The organism is Pseudomonadota bacterium, assembly GCA_016711215.1.
Classification (GTDB): domain Bacteria; phylum Myxococcota_A; class Polyangia.
Genome location: JADJTL010000001.1, coordinates 381096 through 401401, shown reverse-complemented (window position 1 = coordinate 401401; position 20306 = coordinate 381096). Strand labels below are relative to the sequence as shown.

The following is a 20306-nucleotide window of genomic DNA, read 5'->3' as shown; positions in this document are numbered from 1 at the left end:
GCATGGAGCTTAAGCTTGACCGCGTCGAGGATGCTGGCGGGGCCCGCCGCGGCGTCGCCGTGGTCGCGCCCGCGGGAGGCGTGCAGCCCGAGGCCTACGCGGCGGGACTGGCCATCCTGGCTGCCCGCTACCGCATCATCCTGGCCTACGAAGCGCGCGGCGCGGACACGGCGCCAGCCGAGGCGTCCAGCACGCTACCTTATCTTTCCGCCTCCGACGATTCGCGGGCCCGCGCCATCAACGCTGCATTGGAGCACCCCGAGGTCACCGCGATTTTTTGTGCTCGCGGCGGCTACGGCTCGATGCGGCTGCTCGGGCGGCTCGACGGGGCCGCCCTTCGCCGGCGTGGACTGCCCATCGTCGGCTTCTCGGACATCACGACCCTGCACGCCTGGGCCGCTCGGCTGGGCGTACGCAGCATCCACGGACCGGTGGTCACGCAGCTCGCGCGCCTGCCCCCGGACCAGCAGGAAGCGCTCTTTGCGCTGGTCGAGGGCCGGGTCAGGGAGATCACCCTCCGGGGCCTGCGCTGCCTGAAGCCCGGGCGCGTCGGCGGACCGCTCTTCGCCGGCAACCTCGCCGTGCTGGGGCACCTCTGCGGGACGCCCTATTTTCCCCCGCTCGAGGGCCGCATCCTGTTGCTGGAGGAGGTCGATGAGGCGCCCTACCGCGTCGACCGGCTGCTGACGCAGCTCCTGCTCGGCGGCGAGCTGCAGCGCGCGGCCGGCGTGGTGATTGGGCAGCTCGTCGGTTGCGACGCGACCCGCGGCAGCACCTGGACCAGAGCGCAGCCGCTGCGCGGCGAGGCCGTCGTCGCCGAGCGCCTAGCCGCGTTGGGCGTGCCGGTGGCCAGCGGGGCGGCGGTGGGTCATGGCGACGAGAACGTTGCCCTGCCGCAGGGTGCCTGGGCGGAGCTCGACGCGACGGCGGGCGTCCTGACGATCACCGTCTGAGTCAGAGCAAGAGGCAGCTGAGTCAGAGCAAGAGGCAGCGCCCGTCGAGGCAGCCCTTCCCCGCGGCGCAGTCGCGGCTGACGCGGCACTCGGGCTGGGCCTCCGCCGCTGGCAGGCAGAGCGCCTGCGGCGCGCAGGTGGCGGCATCGGCGCAGGCCGCGCAGGCGCCTACCGGCGCGGCGCAGCTCGCGCGGCAGGCGCCATCGACGCAGAGCTCACCGGCCGCGCAGTCACGATTTCGCGCACAATCGGGGGCGCCAGCCTGCGGGTCCGGTCGGCACACTCGGACGGCGCGCTCGTCGACGCGCAGGGCTGAAGTGCAGACGTCTGCCGGCTTGGCGCAGGACGCGCTGGCAGTGCAGTCGACGCGACAGCGCTCGTTGAGACAAACCTGGCCCTGAGCGCATTGGCCGTCGAGGACACAGCTGGGCGCCGCGACGTCGGTCACACACGCGCCAGCCTTGCAGGCCTGCCCGCTTCCGCATTGCCCCGACTCCTGGCAGCGGTTGACACAGCGTCCGTCGAAGCAGGTGCGCTCCGCGCCGCAGTGGCGCGCATTTTCGCAGGTCGGCTCCTCGGCGGCAGCGTCGGCGGCGGTGGCGCAGCGCCCGTCGAGACAGAGCCCGTTGGCGCAATCGCTGCCCTGGGTGCATTGCGGCCGGGCGGGTGGCTCAGGCGACTTGGCGACGCAGCGCCCCGCGACGCAGTGGTCGTCGGTCGGGCAGGCCTTCGTGGCCGAACAGGCACCCGGTGTCGGCCCGCAGACCCCTCCGTCGGTGCGACAGCCGGCGCTCGGGCAGTCCGCCAGCTCGCTGCAGGTGACCGTGTCGGGGCGGCCAGGCAGGGGCTCGCAACCCAGCGCATCGCAGGCATAGCAGCGCACGCTGTCGCAATAGGTCCACCAATCAGGGTCGGCGTGTCCGTCGTAGATACAACCCAGCAGAGCGGCGAGTGGGAGGGCCAATAGGCTTGCGTTAGCTCTAGAATACGGTCGCATCACTGCTCCTCCTTTCGACCGCCTTTGCTGCGGCCGCTTCCCTTTCGGCTTCCAATGATTCCAGTGATTCCGGTGGTCGTGCGCGGTGGCGCGTCGTAGGCGCGCCGGTGGGGGTCGGTTGGTTGACTCGTGGCGGCGAAGACGTCATTGGCTCCGCTGAAAAGCAAGCTATGTGCCGCGGCGCGTGTCATGCCCCATGCGAATGACTTCATTGCATTTTTATGCGGTAGGCCGAAGCCCACTGCGCCGCATTGTGAACGGCCGGACCCGCCTCAACCGTGTCGACCTTCACGCTCTCGGCAGCCACTGCACGGTGCCGGATCCGAAACCTCCGCTTCCGCGCTGAGATGCCGCACCGACCTGGCTGGAGCCGCCGCCGCCGCCCTCGGCGCCCGCTGGGGACCGGGCCCGTTGCGCTGGTTGTGCGGCGCCCGGATCGCGTGTCATCATCCGCGCCGCGTCGCGGGCGACTGCCTGTTGCCCCGTGGCTACGCGAAGGGGGAAACGCGCGATGAGCAAGCAACGCCGCACCCGCGAGGGACGTGAAGCGGAAAGGCCAGCCAGGGAGGGGAAGGCTAACGCGCCAGATATTGCGGAGGAAGCCGCGGGCGACCCCAACGACCAAGCCGAGGGCGCCGGCCCGGAGCTTGATGGCACCGACCCCGCCGATCGACGGTCCTGCCCGCGCGCGCCCATCGAGGCCGAGATCTCGCTCACGAGCGAGCACAACCTCTACGCGGGCATCGCTAACGACATCAGCGAAGGCGGTGTCTTCGTCGCGACGTACCAACCGCTGCCCGTCGGTACCGCGGTGGCCATCGAGCTCTCGTTCGAGAGCATCGGCGGCCCCCGGGTACTCGTCAACGGCGAGGTGCGCTGGCACCGCGGCGACGGCGTCACGAGCCGCGCAGCGCCGGGGATGGGGCTGCGTTTTCTCGACCTGCAAGATGATTTCCGCGCCTGGATCGCCGACTTCGTCCGCCAGCGCGAGCCCGAATTCTTCGAGGAGACGCCTGAGACCGCGGGCAGCCGCCGCGTCCTCCCGACGGCCGAGCTGGCCGCCGCCGCGAGTCGTGGCAGCGGGGCGGCCGCCCACTCCAAGCTTCTGTTCTCTCTCGGCCTGGTCGGACTGCTTGGGCTCGTCGGCGCCGTCGCCATGACGATGCTTCGAGGCCCCGCCGTGCCGCCGCCGCGCGCCGCGGCGCGAGCGACCCAGGAGGAGGGCGGCACACCGACGTTGGCGCGCGCCGCGGAGGGCGATCGACAAGGCCGCGCTGGCGCCAAGACCGAGCCCGGCGCATCGACCGCCCAGGGGGCAAAGGCCACCTCCCTCGAGGTCGCCGAATCCGCGGCGAAGGTCGCCGCGCCGGCGAAAGCAGCCGAGCCGGCCAAGGTCGTCGAACCCGCGGCGAAGGTCGCCGCGCCAGCCAAGGTCACCGCGCCGGCCAAGCCGGCCAAGGCGACCGACCCAGGGTTGGTTGTCGCCGCGCACCTCAGGCCATGCTTCAAGCCGATTTCCAAGGCGGTTGACCTCAAGGTCGCGCTCTACGTCGAATCCGCGGGACGCGTGGTGCGGGGCTTCGTCACCGGACTCCGCGGGACCGTGCTCGCCGCCAGCGTCGTCAGCTGCGCGCGCGAGCGCGTACGCGGCCTTCAACTACCCCTGACCCTGCCTCGCGCGGATTTCGTCGAGTGGCGGCTGACGCTCGAGCCCACCGAGGCGCGGGCCACGCTGGTCAAGCCGCGCCGGCTCGCGCCCTAGCCCCCCCGCCCCGGCGGACCTGCTCGCCGACCACAGGACCTCAAGCGTGATCAACTGGGCCATCAAAAAAATCATCGGCACAAAGAACCAGCGCGAGCTGCAGCGAATGCAGCCGCTCGTGGCGCGCATCAACGACCTGGAGAGCCGGATCCAGGCCAAGGGCGACGACGAGCTGCGCGCGATGACCGCGACCTTCAGGCAGCAGCTCGACCAGGGCGCCACCCTCGACGACCTGCTCCCCGAGGCCTTCGCGGTGACGCGCGAGGCCAGCCGCCGCACGGTCAACATGCGCCACTTCGACGTCCAGTTGGTCGGCGGCATGGCCTTGCACCGCGGGATGATCGCCGAGATGAAGACCGGCGAGGGCAAGACCCTCGTAGCCACGCTGCCCGTCTACCTCAATGCGCTGACCGGGCGTGGCGTCCATGTCGTCACGATCAACGACTATTTGGCGACGCGCGACGCCGAGTGGATGGGCCAGATCTACCGCTTCCTCGGCCTCACCGTCGGCACGGTCGTTCACGGCCTGTCGGATGCCGAGCGGCAGCATAGTTATCGCTGCGACGTCGCCTATGGCCAGAACAACGAGTTCGGCTTCGACTACCTGCGCGACAACATGAAGGACTCGATCGAGCGCTACGTGCAGCGCGAGCTGCACTACGCGATCGTCGACGAGGTCGACTCGATCCTGATCGACGAGGCCCGCACGCCGCTGATCATCAGCGGTCCTGCCGAGGAGGCAGCCGACCTCTACTCCCAGGTCAACACGATCATCCCCAGCCTCGTCAAGGACGTGCATTACACCGTCGACGAGAAGGCGCACAGCACGATGCTGACGGATGCTGGCGTCGAGGCGGTCGAGCGCAAGCTGCGCGTGAACAACCTCTATGACCCGGCCAATATCCACTGGCTGCACCATGTGCAGCAGGCGCTGACGGCGCATACGCTCTACAAGCGCGACGTGAACTACCTGGTCGACGAGGACGGTCAGGTGGTCATCGTCGACGAGTTCACCGGGCGAAAGATGCCCGGCCGCCGCTGGTCGGATGGCCTGCACCAGGCGATCGAGGCCAAGGAGAACGTCCCGATCGAGGCCGAGAACCAGACGCTGGCGACGATTACCTTTCAGAACTACTTCCGCATGTACAGCAAGCTGGCCGGCATGACGGGTACTGCAGAGACCGAGGCCGAGGAGTTCTACAAGATCTACAAGCTGGAGGTGATGGTCATCCCGACCAATCGCCCGCCCTCGCGCGACGACTTCCACGACGTGATCTACCAGAGCGAGGGCGGCAAGTTCCGCCACGCGGTCGAGGAGATCATCGACTGCCAGCGCCGCGGTCAACCCGTCTTGGTCGGCACCACCTCGGTCGAGAAGTCCGAGGTGCTGGCCAAGTTGCTGCGCAAGCAAAACATCGCCCACAACGTCCTCAACGCCAAACATCACGGGCGCGAGGCCGACATCATTTCCCAGGCCGGACGCAAGGGCAGCGTGACCTTGTCCACCAACATGGCCGGTCGCGGCACCGATATCCTGCTGGGGGGCAATCCGGCGGCCTTGGCCCGCTCGGCGGCGGATCCCGAGATTGACCCCGACGCCTATGCGGCGGCGCTGAGCAAGTTCCAGGCGCAATGCGCCGCGGAGCGCGAAGAGGTGCTGGCAGCCGGCGGGCTCCACATCATCGGCACGGAGCGGCACGAGTCACGCCGCATCGACAATCAGCTCCGCGGTCGCGCCGGTCGCCAGGGCGACCCCGGATCGTCGCGCTTCTATCTGTCGCTCGAGGACAACCTGCTGCGCATCTTCGGCTCGGACCGCATCTCGGGGCTGATGGAGCGGCTCGGCATGAACGACGACGAGCCGATCGAACATCGTTTCGTCACCCGGGCGATCGGCAACGCGCAGAAGAAGGTCGAGGGGCATAACTTCGACATCCGTAAGAACCTGCTCGAGTACGACGACGTGATGAACCAGCAGCGCAAGACGATCTACGACCTGCGCCGCGAGGTGCTCGAGGGGCGTTTCGTCCCCGACGCCTCTTCCCTGAGCGACGAGCAACGTCGCGCCGGCGAGACCGCCGGCAAGGCGCCCTCGGCCTCCGGCAAGTGGACCGTGGCTTCGCTGGCCGAGACGATGCGCCCGCGCGTGGAGCAGATCGTCGAGGCGTTCTTCACCCACGTCGTCACGCCGGCGGCGGAACGCTCGGGCGCGCCGAGCGCCAGCTCGGGCTCCGCCGCGGCGGCGCTCAGCGAGGAGCAGGCGCAGCGGCTGACGCATGAGCTTTACCGTTTCTTCGGCGCCGTGGTCGAGCTGCCGCGCGAGCGGCGAGATCAGGCCGCCTGCGTCGAAAAGGCGACCCAGGTCGTGGCCGAGTCGCTGATCCAGCAGCGCGAGCGGGTGATGGACGCCTGCGACGCGCTGATTGGCGAGGCCATCGGCACGCACTGCGACGAGAAGGCGCATGCCGAGGAGTGGAACCTCGAGGGGCTCGAGGATCAGCTCTCGAACACCTTCAACGCGCGCGTCGAGCTCAAGGACGTCGCGATGGAGCAGCAGGCGCTGGCCGAGGCCGCGTGGAAGCAAGTCGAGCAGTTGATCGAGCAGCGCGAGCAGGAGCTCGGTCCGATGTACCTGCTCTTCTTCGCGCGCCACTTCTTACTCGACGAGATCGACGGGCAGTGGATCGACCACCTGCGCAACATGGACCATCTCCGCGAGGGCATCGGCCTGCGCGGCTATGGTCAGCGCGATCCCAAGCAGGAGTACAAGAAGGAAGGCTACACGATGTTCGCGGAGACGATGGGCCGCATCCAGATCAATGCGGTGACCAAGCTCTTCCGCGTCCAGCTGGAGCGCGACGAGGAGCTGCCACGCTACGAGCACAAGCAGCGGCAGATCACGCTCGGCCGCGGCCAGCTCGACAGCCCCGCGGGCGAGGGCGAGGCGGCCACGCCCGAGGCCACCGAGAAGGTGAAACCGATTCGCCGCAGCCACCCGCGCGTTGGCCCCAACGACCCCTGCCGCTGCGGCAGCGGCAAGAAGTACAAGAAGTGTCACATGCGCCACGACCGCCTCGAGGGCGGCGTCTAATCGACTGCAACTGGGGCGGGGTCGCTGCGACACCGCCGGGGCAGGGGCGCGAGGCATCAAGGCCTTGGCTCGCCGCCTGGCCCGACGCGCACAGGCCCGCCCCGCTGACGTCCGATCGACCCGACGCTTGATTGAGCTGGCGCCGAATGGGATAAACAGCGCCAGGTGGGGCGGGGCCCGAGAGCGCCGCGCCCTGGCCAAGCGGTCCAGCCGCTCCGCGCTTTTTTGGCGCCAAAAACCCGCACCGAGGAGGTTCGCCGTGCGTCGTCTGTCTGCTCCCCTCTTGCTCGCCTCGTCGCTGGCCGGCCTCGTGGCTTGCCGCACGGCTGGTCCCACTGCCTCGACGGCCACGCGCACCACCGTGCCGACCCAGGCCACCGTCAAGGCTGCGCCCTGCTGCATGCGAGGCGACATGTTGGCGGCGCAGGCTCCGGCGGTCGTGCCCTGGCAGCACGACTGGGCGCGCGGCGCGGTCATCTATCAGCTCTTCGTGCGTAGCTTCTTCGACTCGGACGGTGACGGCAACGGCGACTTCCAGGGCGCCACGGCGAAGCTCGACTACCTCAACGACGGCGACCCGAAGACGACCACCGACCTCGGCGTGGACGGCATCTGGGTCATGCCCTTCCATCCCTCACCCTCGTATCACGGCTACGACGTCACCAACTACGAGGCCATCAATCCCCAGTACGGCACGATGGCGGACTTCGAGCGCTTCGTCGCCGCGGCCCATCAGCGCGGCCTGCGGGTGATCATGGACTTCGTAATCAACCATACGAGCGCTCAGCATCCCTGGTTTCTCGACTCGGCGACGGGGCCCAAGGCGCGCTACCGCGACTGGTACGTCTGGAGCCCCACGCCGATGGATTGGGTCCAGCCCTGGGAAGGCGGCAAGGATCCCGTCTGGCATGCGCGCAACGGCGCGTACTTCTACGCGGCCTTCTGAAGCGAGATGCCGGATCTCAATCATCTCAACCCCGAGGTGCGCGCGCGGATGAAGGAGCTGGCCAAGTTCTGGCTGACGCGCGGCGTCGATGGTCTGCGCGTGGACGGCTCGCGCTACCTGATCGAGACGGGATCCAACAAGCTCAACGGCGGACAGCGCGACACGCCGGAGACGCACGCCTACTGGCGCGAGTTCTCCGCCTACGTGCGCAGCATCAAGCCAAGCGCCGTGATCGTTGGCGAAAATTGGGTGCCGCTCAAGCGCTCGGACACCGCGATCCTCGCCAGCTACTACGGATCGACGAAGCAGATCCCGGGTGGCGATGAGCTGAGCATGAACTTCAACTTTCCGCTCTCGGGTCGGATCATCGGCGGCCTCAAGGATGGGCGCGCCGAGCCGATCGTCGACAAGTTGAAGGACATGATCGAGCTCTACCCGCCGGGCGTCATCGACGCGCCCTTCTTGACGAACCATGACATGTCGCGCATCGCGAACGAGCTCGTGGGCCATCGCGGCAGGCTCGGCGTCGCGGCGGCCATCCTGCTGACGGTGCCGGGCTCGCCCTACATCTACTACGGCGAGGAGCTTGGCCTGAAGGACGGGAAGACGGATCACGAGGATCGGCACAAGCGCACGCCGATGCCGTGGACGGGCGGCCCGAAGGGCGGCTTCACGACCGGTACGCCCTGGTACGGCTTTGCCCCCGACCACGGGCGCCTCAACGTCGCCAGCGAGCTGCGCGATCGCCGCTCGCTGCTCAACTGGTACAAGGCGCTGATCGCGGCGCGCAAGGCCTCGCGGGCGCTACGCGAAGGCACGCTAACGCTGCTCCCCGCTGCGCCGCCGCAGCCGACGATCGTCGCCTACCTGCGGGAGGTCGCCGGCGAGCGCGTCCTGATCGTGCACAACGTCGGCACCAAGGCGGTCAAGGGCTTCGTGCCCGGCATCGCGTCGCAGCAGATTCTCGAGTTGCTCTACAGCGGATCCGCTCACCCGCCCAGGCGCACGCCTGCGGGCTGGGCGCTCGACCTACCGCCGCTGAGCAGCGCCGCTTGGCGCCTCCTCTAGCCGCCCGCCCCCGCGAAACCTACGCAGCTGTTGCCATCCCAGGCCGAGGCCACCTCTCTGTGGCTCGCTGGGGCGTTTGCGCGTCGCTTTTCCGAAAACTGGATACCAGACGGTATTGACAGGCTTCGGCAAGCCATGGTACCAAGGACCTCCTGTTTCTCAATGATAACGAACACATAGACCACATTGTCGTAGATGTAGCATAGGTTGCGCCGATGAAGGTCCGACGCGGACGAGGGGCGGCGGGGCCAGCGGAAGCGGACGGGGAGCGGACCGGAGCGGACGGGGAGCGGACGGTGGAAGGCAGTTGCGGTGGGGTGGCGACGGACTGATCATGCGGACGATAAGTCATTGATATTCAATGCATCACTCTCAAGCACGCCCGTCTCGGATAAGGGCGTGGCGGCCTCCGCAGGACTACGCGGCCGCCGGGCCCGAGCGACATATTTGTCGCCTACGAGGCCTTGCTGCTACGCTTCTGTGTCAACTGGCGATGGCGATGCGGCAAGATGCCCCGACTCCCGTCTAGAGAAACGCTGAATTTCGAAGGGACCTTTGAAAATCGGCCAGGGTCGTGTGCGATGGATCACGACATGGACCGCGCTGGTAGGGATCGATAGGCGGACGGAATGGGACCTGAATCATTGAGATAAGCTGGATTGCGGCAGACTTCAAGCGGATGGCGGTTCTGGCCCCGAACTTGAACTAGCTCGATTGCGTGGCGAGGCGCCCCCAATCGACCAGGCAATGAGGCGTTGACGTGCAGCAGCGTTGTCGATCGCTCCTCGATTCTCCTGCCGCAGGGCGCCCAGCCGCCACCACACTCTTCCCCCGCTTCGCCCGCAGTCACACACCCCGCCGTACACCAAACGGACCTAGAGCCGGCGCTCCGCAGGGCTTCGTCCCGGCCTGGAGGGTAGCGCTACCCGGCGCGCTGGCCTTGCTCCTGGCCAACCCCTCCAGCGCCCGGGCGGACGTCACCAGCACGCGGACGTCTGGCAGGGTCACTGCTGGTGGCGACCATGGTGTCGACTGCCACCGAAATCCGCACGCGTCGGCGACGCGACGAGCCGACCGCTCCTCGCACGTCGACTACTCTGAGCCGTGGGCCCCGGCGCGACTGCAGGCACTTCAATCCGCGCTCGATCGTGCCCACGCCAGACTCGACGGGACAATGAAGCGCGCCCGGAAATGGCGTCTCAAGGCGCCGTTGGCAGCACGCAAGGACGAGCATGGGAAACCTGCCGAAGTCGGTGTCCTCCTCCGCATCTTCGACTGGAACTCTGGTGGCGCGGCCGAGGACACCGTAACTCCGGCACCTGGTGAGGGGCTTTATGCCCGGGTTGCCGACGACATCACTCACACTTCCCTGCCATATGTGGACTTGCTTCAGGCGCCGCCCGCCATGGCTTCGTTGCCAAAGAGCCGGGGCTACCTTCCCTTCGCGTTTTCCTTCGACTCCCGCTACGGCAATCAGGAGGAGCTTGCCGGACTCATACATGTGGCCGGCCAAAATGGTATTGGGGTTGTCGGGGATGTCGTCTCGGATCAAGCCGTCGCGAAGCGCTATCCGCTTGAACTTGGTCCCTATACCTATGCCCGGAAGCACCATCTGCCCTTCGGTTTGACGCCAGAATGCATCTACGCCGACCGCGGCGGCACGGGCAGCGCCTCCAAGGCCCCGGGCCTGAAGCGCATCTTCCCCGGGCCGGCCGAGCTGGACCACAGCAATCCGACGGTCCGTGGCCGTGTGCGGAGACGTTTAGGCGGATCGCTCGAGGGGTTTGGCATCGTAGGGTATCGCACTGACTTTGCTGTTGGCATTGCTCCGGAGCACGCGCGCGAAGAACTAGCCGGCGTGGACGCGCCCGTCCGCATCGCTGAGCATTGGTTCGATTACGATCCCAACGATCTTGGGGCACACCGCAGTGAGCTCCAAGCTCGCGCGATTAAGGGCAACACCGCCGTTTATGACGTAACAACCATGGCGGCGCTGCGCGAAGCCATGAAGGGGCACTCCGTCGGTCCGAATGGGGAGACCGCCGTCGACACGAAGACGAGCGACCTCCGGCGGCTGGTCGACCGCCACCAACGGCCGGCGGGGCTGAACGGAATCGCGCCCGAGCTGGCCGTGCTCGTCGTCGAAAACCACGACACGGGCCCCAGCACCAACCGCCACAACGAAACCCACGCTACTGCCCATGGTCAGCAGCACTGGCCGATGGCTGGCGTCTGGGTGGCGGCAGGCTACGCCTACACCCTGCTGCATCCAGCCCTCGGCGCCGAGGTCTATGCGCCCCATTACTTCGATTGGCAGTCGCATGGCGACGGCCCCCATCGCGGCAAGAAGATGCGCGACGAGCTCACCCAGCTCTTCAAGCTTCGCAAGGAAGCGGGCATCGGCCCCGAGAGCACGGTCGAGGTGCTGTCCAGCAAGAAGGGCCTCTATGCGGCCCGCATTGACGGCCCGCAGGGCGGCAGCATCTTCGTCAAGCTGGGCTGGGAAGACTGGTCGCCGGACAGCGCCGGGCAGCAGGGTGCGATCCTTGCGGCCCACGGACTCCACTACGCCGTCTGGAAGGCCAACGAAGCGCCGACCGCCCTTGCTTCAATCGCCAGAAAGCTGCACTGAGCGGCCAGCGCGGCGGCTAGATTCCCAGGGCCCCCCCAACACCACCAGCAGCGCGACGGCTGGGGCACGGCGCCGCCGTCGGCCGCTGCACCACTCCCCCGCGACCGCCGCCCGTGAGCGCCCGCGCGGCAAAGTCCACGCCACGGACGACCATCGCTGAGGCAGCAGCCCCTGGCGGCAGCGGGGCGACGATGACCTCAGGCCCCCGCGCTTTCCCACCGCCGGTGCCCTCGACCCCTATCGCGATTCTCCCGTCCGGAAGCGCGGTGGTACTGAGCGCCAGGACCGCTTTCTCACCCTGAAGAACGGCCCGGAACGCCCCACCTGCACCGCCCGCCACAGGGCTCTGCCCGAGCTCGAGCCTCGCGGCGCGGGGATCGGCCCCGGCGACGAGCGCCAGGCGCTCCACCAGGCGCCCCTTGCGCGGTCCTCCATCTCTGACAGCAAAGCTGGCCTGCAGGCGATCGCTCGCGCCCGCGACCGCCGCCCAGTGGCGGCGAGCGCTTGAAAGCTGATCGAGCAGGGCGTCGAGCCATGGCACGAGGTGACCGACACCGGAGAGAGGTCCCGCCAGCTCGCAGCCAGCGCGGGCGGCGCGAAGCTGCCCATCCATCAGCTCCAACAGCCCATAGGCCACCTGCAGCGGCCCAGCGGGGCTTGGGTAGGCCTGGGGAGCGCCATCGCCCGCGGGAGAGGGCCAGTCAGACGAAGCGGCGCGCGCACCAACGCTGATGCCGATCGGGTCGGCGGCCTCGGGCAGCCATAGCTGCCGCGTCGCGTGGGCGGCCACCTCGTCGCCGCTCCCCGCAGGCGGCGAAGCGGGGGCGCGGTTCGACTGCGCGGGCAGCACGAGCGTCGTCCGCTCGGCGCCTGCTTCCGTGACGCTGAGGAATCCACCCTCGCTCGGCCCTGACCCACCCGAGAACTGCAGCATCAGGTCGCTCGAAGGGGCGCGCCGGCGGCCGGCACCTTCCGCCACTGCGCGCGACGACGCCTGCCGCGGCACTTTGAGCTGCAGGTGCCCGGCGGGCATCCCGGACCAGCTTGGACCGTACCAGTGCATGACCGCCTGAACGTAGGCCGCCCCAAGGCTCCAGACGTCGTTGGCCGCCTCCGTGAGCCGGTTGGCTTGCGCTCGCTGTTGCGTCCAGACCTCACGGGTCAGCGTCGACCCGCCCGCGCCGAAGACACGCGCCGCGTAGGCCAGTAAATCCACGGGTAGGCAAAGCCCCACCGGCAAGGGCGCAGAGGCCGCATCGGAAGGACGCGCCCGGTCCGCCCGCGTCACGACCGGCGAGAGCGAGCCGGCGCATAGGATGGCCGCCGCAACGATCTGCGCGCGCGACCGACCCGGTCGGTGCCCACCTCGCGTGCATCGCGCCTCACACTGCACTGGACCACTCCTCACCGCACTACTGCCGGGCTCACTGGACCGCTTCCGGACCACGCGTGGCCCGTTCACCGCATTTATCTCGTTCATCTGGCGAACCCTTCGCGTTGCTCCATACTTCGAGTTGCTCAATGGCCGACCGGCCGCCGGGGCACAGCCTGGGCGCCCGAATGGGGGTCGCCGTAAAGCGCCTTCGCGGGTACTCCAATATGCTACCTAGGCACCCACGTCAAGGTGGTGCTGACCTGTCGGGGCGCCCTAAGTGGCGCCTTGCCCTCGCCTTGGCGGAGCGGCCGGATCGATGGGCGCTCTGACCCTGCACTCCGGCCGCGCCGGAGCCGGGAGCGCGCGCGCTTGGGTGAAGGCCTCGCGCTGGCGCGTCGACTCGCTGAAATCCGCTGGAAAGAGCTTGCCTAAGGCCACTTCGGGCGGCTACACAATCTGGGCCCTTGGTTACCTTCGGCCGCCCCGGTGGTCACTGCTGATGAGGTGAACGGTGTATCTGGAACGCTGTAGCGGGGTGGTGTTGCATCCGACGGCGCTGGCCGGGACGCAGGGGATCGGGACCTTGGGCGACGCCGCCCACCGCTTTGTCGACTGGCTGGCCGCCGCCGGGCAGCAGCTCTGGCAGGTTTGCCCGCTCGGACCAACAGGGTTCGGTAACTCGCCCTACCAGTGCTTCTCGGCCTTTGCCGGCAATCCGCTGCTGATCGACCTCGAGCGGCTCCAGCGTCCCGGTTGGCTCAGCGCGGAGGAGCTGCGACCCGAGCACCCCTTCGACGACGCACGCGTCGAGTTCGAGCGCGTCATCGCCTTCGTCTGGAGCCGGATCGAACGCGCCTTCGGGCGCTTTCGCCAGCGCTCGACGCCGGCCATGCGCGAGGAGCTGGCGCGCTTTTGCAGCGAGCAGGCAGCCTGGCTCGACGATTATGCGCTCTTCATGGCGATCAAGGGCTCCGTCAACGAGGGGTCCTGGGACTGCTGGGAGGCGCCCCTGCGGCTGCGCGAGCCGGCAGCACTCGCGCAGGCCCGCGTCGCGCTCGCCGAGCGCATCGCCCTGCACCAGTTCGCGCAGTACCTCTTCTTCAGCCAATGGGAGGAGCTCAAGGCCTATGCGAACGGCCAAGGCGTTCGCATCATCGGCGACCTGCCGATCTATGTCGCCTATGACAGCGCCGACGTCTGGGCCAAGCGCGAGCTGTTCCGCCTCGACGCCCAGGGCCTGCCCACGGCGGTCGCGGGCGTGCCCCCGGACTACTTCAGCGCCACGGGGCAGCTCTGGGGCAATCCGCTCTACGACTGGGCCAAGCACCACGAAACGGGCTACGCCTGGTGGATCGACGTCGTGCGGGCCAAGCTCTCCTGCTACGACCTTTTTCGCATTGACCACTTTCGCGGCTTTGCAGCCTACTGGGCGGTGCCCTACGGCGACGCGACGGCCGAGCATGGGCGCTGGGAGCCGGGTCTCGGCGCGGCGCTCTTCCCGGCGCTGCGCAAGGCGCTGGGCTCGCTGCCGATCATCGCCGAGGACCTCGGGCTGATCACGCCCGACGTGGTCGCGCTGCGCGAGCAGTTCGGGTTCCCAGGGATGAAGATCCTGCAGTTCGCCTTCGCCTTCGAGGGCGAGAATGAGTATCGACCGCACACCTACGAGACGAACTGCGTCGCCTACACCGGCACGCATGACAACGATACGGTGCTGGGATGGCAGGCCTCTGCCGGTCCTCGCGATCGCGCCTACGCCGAGGAATACCTCGGCTCGAGCGGCGAGAACCTTGCCTGGGACTTCGTGCGCGCGGTCTGGGCCTCACCCGCGCTGGTGGCGATGGCGCCGCTGCAGGACCTGCTCGGCCTCGGCACGGAGGCCCGCTTCAACGTGCCTGGCACGATGGGCGGCAACTGGGAGTGGCGCTGCGCCACCGACGCGCTGACGCCCGAGCTCGCCGCCCGACTGAAGCGACTGAGCGACGTCTACTGCCGCGCCGAGGATCCCCTGAACAAGCCCAAGCCCAAGCACGTTCCCGCGGCCAGCTAGCACGGACCGCCCGCCCGCAGCGGCGCCTGCGCAGCCCTGTGGGCGCCCCGCCACCGCAGCGACTTGACCCTCTGGAGAACAGGACCCCCGATGCTCGAGTTCCAGAAGAGACTCACCAACGGCTTCTACGCGCTCGTCAGCCTGCCGGCGACGGCCATGGGCTTCGCCCTCTCGGTGCAGATCTCGGCCCTGAGCTGGCTGCTGAGCACCAAGTTCAACCTCGACATCCACGAGGTTGGCCTCGTCTGGGCCGCGGGACCGCTCGCCGGCATTTTTGGCCAGCTGATCGTCGGCCTCGTCAGCGACAAGGTCTGGTTCTGGGGCGGTCGGCGGCGGCCCTTCATCTTCATCGGCGGAACGCTGGCGGCGCTGATGCTCTTCTTGCTGCCTCGCATCGGCGGCATTCACGCGGCAATGAACGGGCTCCTCGGCGCGCACAGCCTGCTGATCGTGGCGACGATGGTCGCGCTGACGCTGGACCTGGCGATCAACGTCAGCTTCAATCCGACACGCTCGCTGATCGCCGATGTCACGCCCGAGGGCGAGGCCCGCACCAAGGGCTTCACCTGGATGCAGACCATCTCCGGCTTCTGGGGCGTGGCCGCCTACGCTATCGGCGCCACCTTCGGCAACGAGGTGTTGATCAGCGTCGGGATGGTGCTGGTGCTCCTCTTCTCGATCCTCCCGACCTGCTTCGTAGCCGAGCCGCGCAGCCTGGAGGCCGCGCACGAGCAGAGCGCCGGCCCCTCGAACAGCGGTCTGGCTCAGATCTGGCCCGTCTTCTTGGCGCACGCCTTCTCCTGGATCGGCGTGCAGACGATGTTCGTCTACATCATCGCCTTCATTCAGCAGCGGCTGATCGCCGTAGGGACGAGCGCGGCCGATAGCGCAACGCAGTCGGGTCAGATCATCGCGATCGCCTTCTTGGTGCTGAATGCTGTCGGCTTCCTGCTGCCCGGACCGGTGTTCGGGCCGATCGCGCGACGCCTCGGCCGCGTCCGCACGCACATCGGCGCGCTGGCGATCATGGCGATGGGCTACTTCGCGATCGCCACGCTGGCCGACCGTCCGCTCGTGCTCTACGCGCTGATGGCCATCGTCGGCATCGGCTGGGGCGCCATCGTCAGCCTGCCCTTCGCCATCCTCAGCGACAAGGTGGCGCGGACGCGGATGGGGCTCTTCATGGGCATCTTCAACCTGTCGGTCGTGCTACCGCAGCTCTTCGTCAGCCTGGCGCTCGGCAAGGTGATCCAGGCGGCGCCGAATAAGAACATCATCTTCTTCATCAGCGGCGCCGCGCTGGCGGTCTCTGCGCTGCTCTGGCTGCTCGTGCGCGAGGCGGCGCCGGCGGCCGGCACGGGCTGCGCGCCTGCGCCCGCGGCGCGCGGCGGACATTGAGCCGCGCCCCCTCGGGCGGTCAGCGGAGACGCTGGATCAGGTGATAGCCGAAGCGCGTCTCAACCAGGTCGACGCGCTGCCCCACCCGCAGAGCGAAGGCATATTGCTCGAAGCGCGGCTCCATCTCGCCCCGAGCGAAGGGCTGCAGCTCGCCGCCGCGCTCGGCCGAGGGGTCGTCGGAATACTCGCGGGCCAGTGCCGCGAAATCCGCGCCGGGCTCGCGGAGCTGGCGCAGAAGCTTGAGCGCCAGGGCGTAGGCCTCCCGTTTCCCGCGCGGGGTCCGCGGCTGCGCATCGCATTCCTTGCACCCGAGCAGGATGTGGCGCACGAGCACCTTGCGCAGCGGCAGTCGCTTGATCACGTGGAGGCCGTAGGGGGTCTCGACGACCTCCGAGACCTGGCCATCGGCGAGCGCGCGCACGGCGGCGAGATAGGGTTCGAAGCCCTCGAGCAGCCGGCCCGGGCGCAGCGGCGCGATCACCCCGCCGCGCACCTTCGACGGGCTGTCCGAGTAGCGACTGGCCAGCAGCGCAAAGTTCGCGTCGGGCGCGGCGGCGAGCTGCGCGACCTTCTGAGCTAGCGTCAGCGCCTCTGCGCGCGTGCGCGAGAGCCCCGGCGGCGCCAGCTTGACGCCGGCGTACATCACGAGCACGTGGGCCGTCGAGTACTCCTCCAGCGGCACGCGCTCGATCACGTAGTAGCCGTACTTGGTCTGCACCGGGTCGCTGACCTGGCCCTCGCCGAGCGCCAACGCCCGCGCGGCGAAGCCCAGCTCCGCATTGCCCTCGCGAAAGACCTCCACGGCGTCGCGCACGGCGACCGGCGACTCGGAGAAGCGGCGGGCCAAGGCCGCAAAGTCGGATCCGCGCTGGCGCGCGAGCTGGGCCAGCACGGCCGCGCGCTTGGCGGCTGCGGCTGGGCTGCGCTGCGAGACGGCGCGTTCGGCACCGGCGTGGGTGACGAGGATGTAGCGCGCGGCGACCTCGAGCGGCGCGGGGCCGGCCGCGTGCGGCTGGCGCGCCGGGTCGATCGGCAGACGCGGATCGAAGGCCAGGTCGGCCAGGTCCGGTCGTTGACCGCCGGCGGCGCGGTGGCCGCAGGGGCGACCGCCGGAGCGGGCTTGGAGGCCTCGCGACGGCAGCCCGCACCAGCGAAAAGAAGGCCTACGAAGAGGGCGCAGCGCAGAGCCACGCGCGAAGAGCTGGAGTGAGTCATGTCCCGCCTTGGCGCCGCGGCTCGGTCCAGGCGTCGGCCGCTAGCACGGCAACTACCTACCCTGAGTGGGTGGCGCCGTAAAGCGGGAGCAGCTCATGACCGAGCCGCAGGTCTGCCGTCGTGCGGTAGCTCCCCGCGAGATCCAGCTCGAGGTAGTGCTTGCTCGCGTCCTGAAGACCGAAGCTCGTCGAGAGCACGAGCTGCTCGTCGCTGACGGGGTGAAAACCGCGATTGACGACCTCATGACCGAAGACCACGAGCCGCAAGGGCGGTCCATCGGGATCGCTAAGCGCGCGCAGGAAGGCCTGTCCAACGGGCCGCGGACAGCGGCGCGCCCAGAGCAGCCGCCCGAGCGCCGGCATCGCGTCGACCTCGTCGAAACGCATCTGCTCATGACCGGCGTAGCTCAGCGCCTCGAGCGTTGCCGCGCCGTCGATCACCACGTTCGGCGCGGCGTGGGTCAGAGCCACGCCACAGCGCGTGACGGCGACCAGCGGAAAGCCCTCGAGGAGCGCACGATAGCGCGCGGCCCGCAGCGGACCGACGGTATCCTCGAAGTGCTTGGTCTCGTCGCTCCAAAACTTCGGCGTATGCGGCCCGCCGATGTGCGAGTGCTCGTGATTGCCGAGCAGCGAGTGGACCTGTCCCGGATAGCGCCGCTGCAGCGCGATCAGGGCGTCGAGGAGCTGCGCGGACTGGTCCTCGTAGTACGAACCCATGAACTCCGGCCAGTCGCGCCGGCTGAAGTTCGGCCCGTGGATCAGGTCGCCGGTGAAGAGCAGCTGCGCCGCGCCGGCGCTGCGCCGCTGGGCCACCTCGAAGAGCGCTTGTAGGCGCCGGAAGTCCCCCAGATTCCCGTGCAGGTCGGTGCCCACGAGCAAGGCGCCCTGGCGTGGCAGGCGCAGCACTCGGGCGCTGGGGGCAACAGGCATCATGCGAGCTAAGTGCCGAGCGTAACAGGCGCCGCCCGGCGCGTCGACGCATGCCGCAATTCCTTGGCCGCCAACCCCTGGCCGCAAACGCCTGGCCACGAAGGCTACGGGCGCAAACGCTCAGGGCGCCTGCCGGTCGAGGGCGCGTCCGCCTAGCCAAAGCGAGAGCCCGACGGCGACCCCGGTGGTGAGCAGCGCGCCGAGCGCGCAGACCACCAGCCAGCCAACGCGCGCGACCCGTTGACCCGCCAACACCGCCGCCGGATAGGCGGCCCAGCCGACGAGGGCGAAGGCCACGAGCATCGCCAAGGTCATGCACACCAGCGCGCCGAAGGAGGCAGCGACCTTGGCCGCGCTCTCGGCGCGGTAATCGGGCAAGAGCGCGCCGACCCCGAGCGAAATCCCGGCTGCGGCGGTCGCCGTCAGCGCCGCGACCAGCGCGCCTAGGGCGGTCAGCGCGGCGCCGGCGCCCAGCATCTGCGCCGAGACGATCGCCATCAGCTCGGCGACGAAGAGCATCGCCGGCAAAGTCGAGGCGAGCTTGGCCCGCAGGAGCTGCGCGCGGTGCAGCGGCGCGGCGAAGAGCAACCAGAGCATGCGCCCTTCAGCCGAGATCACCGGGAAGGCGAAGCGCACGCCGACCGCGGTGGTGACGAAGCCGGAGAGACCGAGCCCGAAGAGATAGAGCGTCAAGGGACTCACCAGCCCGCTCGCGCCGATCTGACGAAAGTGACGAAAGTTGTAGAGGTAGACGAAGACCAGCGCTGCCAGCAGCACGAGCTGCGACCACTGCGAGGGGTCGCGCACGAAGAGCTTGAGGTCCTTGACCATCAGCTCGCGCACGGCCCCTCGTGGGGCGAGGGCCGCGGAAAAACGCGCCCAGTCCGCCGCCACGCCATGTCGTCCGGGTGGGCGGATCGGACCGTCCGCCGGCAGTGGCCGTCGACGCCAACGCCCCCACCAGCGCGAGAGGGGCGCCACGGCGCGACCCTCCTGACTGCGCGAGAAGGCCGCGGCGTAGAGGCGGCGATGCAAGAGCGAGCTGATCGCGTGCAGGCTGGCGGCCCCCGACCAGAGCGCCGCGATCAGCAGCGCGCCCCCCCCGCTGCTCCCTGCGTCGTCGCGAAAGGTGCTGCCGATCACGACCGCCGCCCAGCGCGAGGGCAGCCACCCCCCGGAGGGGGCGGAGAAGGACGTGAGAAAGCTGACCAGCGAGGCGAAGCCATCCGGGTTGAGCAGTCGCTCGGGCTGCAACAGGCGGAGCACGATGTAGAGCACGACGAAGGCGACGAAGGCCAGGCCGACGACCAGACCGCGCACGCGGGCGGCCGGGAAGAGTCGCACGAGCAAGAGGGTGACGATCAAGCCGACCAGCGCGGGCAACGCGAGGAGCGGCGGCACCACCGCCGCCAGCGCGAGATAGGAGCGCGGCGTACCGGCCACGCGGACGAAGGCCAGGAGCACCGGCACCGCGAAGGCGACGACCATCCAGGTCGACTGCGCCGCCTGCTCGACGAGCCGGGCGCTGAAGAGGACCCGCGGCGGGATCGGCGCCGGCACCAGCAGCTCGAGGTCAGGCGCGAGGAAGTAGCTACCCAGCGCCGTAACGACGTTGCTCAGCAAGAGCACGCTGAGCAGGACCAGCAGCACGACGTCGAGCAGGCGCCGGCAGAGCAGCGGCCCGATGACCTCGATCCCATAGCAGAGGCGCAGGAACCAGACGGCCGCGGCGTAGATTCCCAGCGCGAGCAGCAGCCCGACCGCCACAAAGACCCAACGCACGCCGAGCTGACCCCGCGTCAGCTGCTGCGGGCGCAGCTTGGGCCAGAGCAGGGTTCCGAGCCAGATTAGGCGCTCGGGGACCTCGCGGGGCAGCGCTGGCAACGC

General features: G+C 68.9%; 13 protein-coding genes. 8 read left to right on the top strand and 5 right to left on the bottom strand.

Going from position 1 to position 20306, the window contains the following annotated elements; genetic code table 11:
- Window positions 1-2 precede the first annotated feature (2 nt).
- Window positions 3-953 (top strand): LD-carboxypeptidase, encoded by a 951-nt coding sequence (locus IPL40_01610; protein MBK8479867.1) that lies wholly within the window; start codon window positions 3-5, stop codon window positions 951-953.
- Between the two features lie 22 nt (window positions 954-975).
- On the opposite strand, the gene IPL40_01605 is transcribed toward IPL40_01610, so the two are convergent.
- On the bottom strand, window positions 976-1917 hold the full coding sequence (locus IPL40_01605) for a hypothetical protein (protein MBK8479866.1): 942 nt from the start codon (window positions 1915-1917) through the stop codon (window positions 976-978).
- A gap of 544 nt (window positions 1918-2461) precedes the next feature.
- On the opposite strand from IPL40_01605, the gene IPL40_01600 reads away from it, so the two are divergent.
- The 5 genes from IPL40_01600 (at window position 2462) to IPL40_01580 (ending at window position 11449) form a co-directional block, all read left to right on the top strand.
- The gene (locus tag IPL40_01600; protein ID MBK8479865.1) at window positions 2462-3712 is read left to right on the top strand and encodes a PilZ domain-containing protein; all 1251 of its coding nucleotides are present in this window, start codon (window positions 2462-2464) and stop codon (window positions 3710-3712) included.
- A 46-nt stretch (window positions 3713-3758) separates the two neighbouring features.
- On the top strand, window positions 3759-6803 hold the full coding sequence (gene secA / locus IPL40_01595) for a preprotein translocase subunit SecA (GenBank protein ID MBK8479864.1): 3045 nt from the start codon (window positions 3759-3761) through the stop codon (window positions 6801-6803).
- Between the two features lie 259 nt (window positions 6804-7062).
- Complete coding sequence (locus IPL40_01590; protein MBK8479863.1) at window positions 7063-7749, top strand: hypothetical protein; 687 nt, start codon at window positions 7063-7065, stop codon at window positions 7747-7749.
- 6 nt (window positions 7750-7755) lie between these two features.
- The gene (locus IPL40_01585) at window positions 7756-8817 is read left to right on the top strand and encodes a hypothetical protein (GenBank protein MBK8479862.1); all 1062 of its coding nucleotides are present in this window, start codon (window positions 7756-7758) and stop codon (window positions 8815-8817) included.
- Window positions 8818-10027: 1210 nt separating this feature from the next.
- Window positions 10028-11449, top strand: a complete 1422-nt coding sequence (locus IPL40_01580; GenBank protein ID MBK8479861.1) for a hypothetical protein — start codon at window positions 10028-10030, stop codon at window positions 11447-11449.
- Between the two features lie 16 nt (window positions 11450-11465).
- On the opposite strand, the gene IPL40_01575 is transcribed toward IPL40_01580, so the two are convergent.
- Entirely contained in the window at window positions 11466-12665 is a 1200-nt protein-coding gene (locus tag IPL40_01575; GenBank protein MBK8479860.1) for a hypothetical protein, read from the bottom strand.
- Window positions 12666-13335: 670 nt separating this feature from the next.
- Between IPL40_01575 and malQ the strand changes: the two genes are divergently transcribed.
- Both malQ and IPL40_01565 read left to right on the top strand, forming a co-directional pair.
- On the top strand, window positions 13336-14874 hold the full coding sequence (gene malQ / locus IPL40_01570; GenBank protein MBK8479859.1) for a 4-alpha-glucanotransferase: 1539 nt from the start codon (window positions 13336-13338) through the stop codon (window positions 14872-14874).
- Window positions 14875-14964: 90 nt separating this feature from the next.
- The gene (locus IPL40_01565; protein ID MBK8479858.1) at window positions 14965-16272 is read left to right on the top strand and encodes an MFS transporter; all 1308 of its coding nucleotides are present in this window, start codon (window positions 14965-14967) and stop codon (window positions 16270-16272) included.
- A gap of 19 nt (window positions 16273-16291) precedes the next feature.
- Here IPL40_01565 and IPL40_01560 read toward each other — a convergent pair whose 3' ends face one another.
- The 3 genes from IPL40_01560 to IPL40_01550 form a co-directional block, all read right to left on the bottom strand.
- Window positions 16292-17164 carry a peptidylprolyl isomerase gene (locus IPL40_01560; protein MBK8479857.1) on the bottom strand — a complete coding sequence of 291 codons (873 nt, stop codon included), beginning with the start codon at window positions 17162-17164 and terminating at the stop codon, window positions 16292-16294.
- Window positions 17165-17543: 379 nt separating this feature from the next.
- Window positions 17544-18422 (bottom strand): metallophosphoesterase, encoded by an 879-nt coding sequence (locus tag IPL40_01555; protein ID MBK8479856.1) that lies wholly within the window; start codon window positions 18420-18422, stop codon window positions 17544-17546.
- Window positions 18423-18539: 117 nt separating this feature from the next.
- Complete coding sequence (locus IPL40_01550) at window positions 18540-20303, bottom strand: hypothetical protein (GenBank protein ID MBK8479855.1); 1764 nt, start codon at window positions 20301-20303, stop codon at window positions 18540-18542.
- Between the last annotated feature and the right edge of the window lie 3 nt (window positions 20304-20306).

Excerpts from the sequence above, each read along its gene's own strand:
- IPL40_01610 (MBK8479867.1), top strand. The coding sequence starts at position 3 with ATGGAGCTTAAGCTTGACCGCGTCGAGGATGCTGGCGGGGCCCGCCGC.
- IPL40_01600 (MBK8479865.1), top strand. The coding sequence starts at position 2,462 with ATGAGCAAGCAACGCCGCACCCGCGAGGGACGTGAAGCGGAAAGGCCA.
- IPL40_01585 (MBK8479862.1), top strand. The coding sequence starts at position 7,756 with ATGCCGGATCTCAATCATCTCAACCCCGAGGTGCGCGCGCGGATGAAG.
- IPL40_01565 (MBK8479858.1), top strand. The coding sequence starts at position 14,965 with ATGCTCGAGTTCCAGAAGAGACTCACCAACGGCTTCTACGCGCTCGTC.
- IPL40_01555 (MBK8479856.1), bottom strand. The coding sequence starts at position 18,422 with ATGATGCCTGTTGCCCCCAGCGCCCGAGTGCTGCGCCTGCCACGCCAG.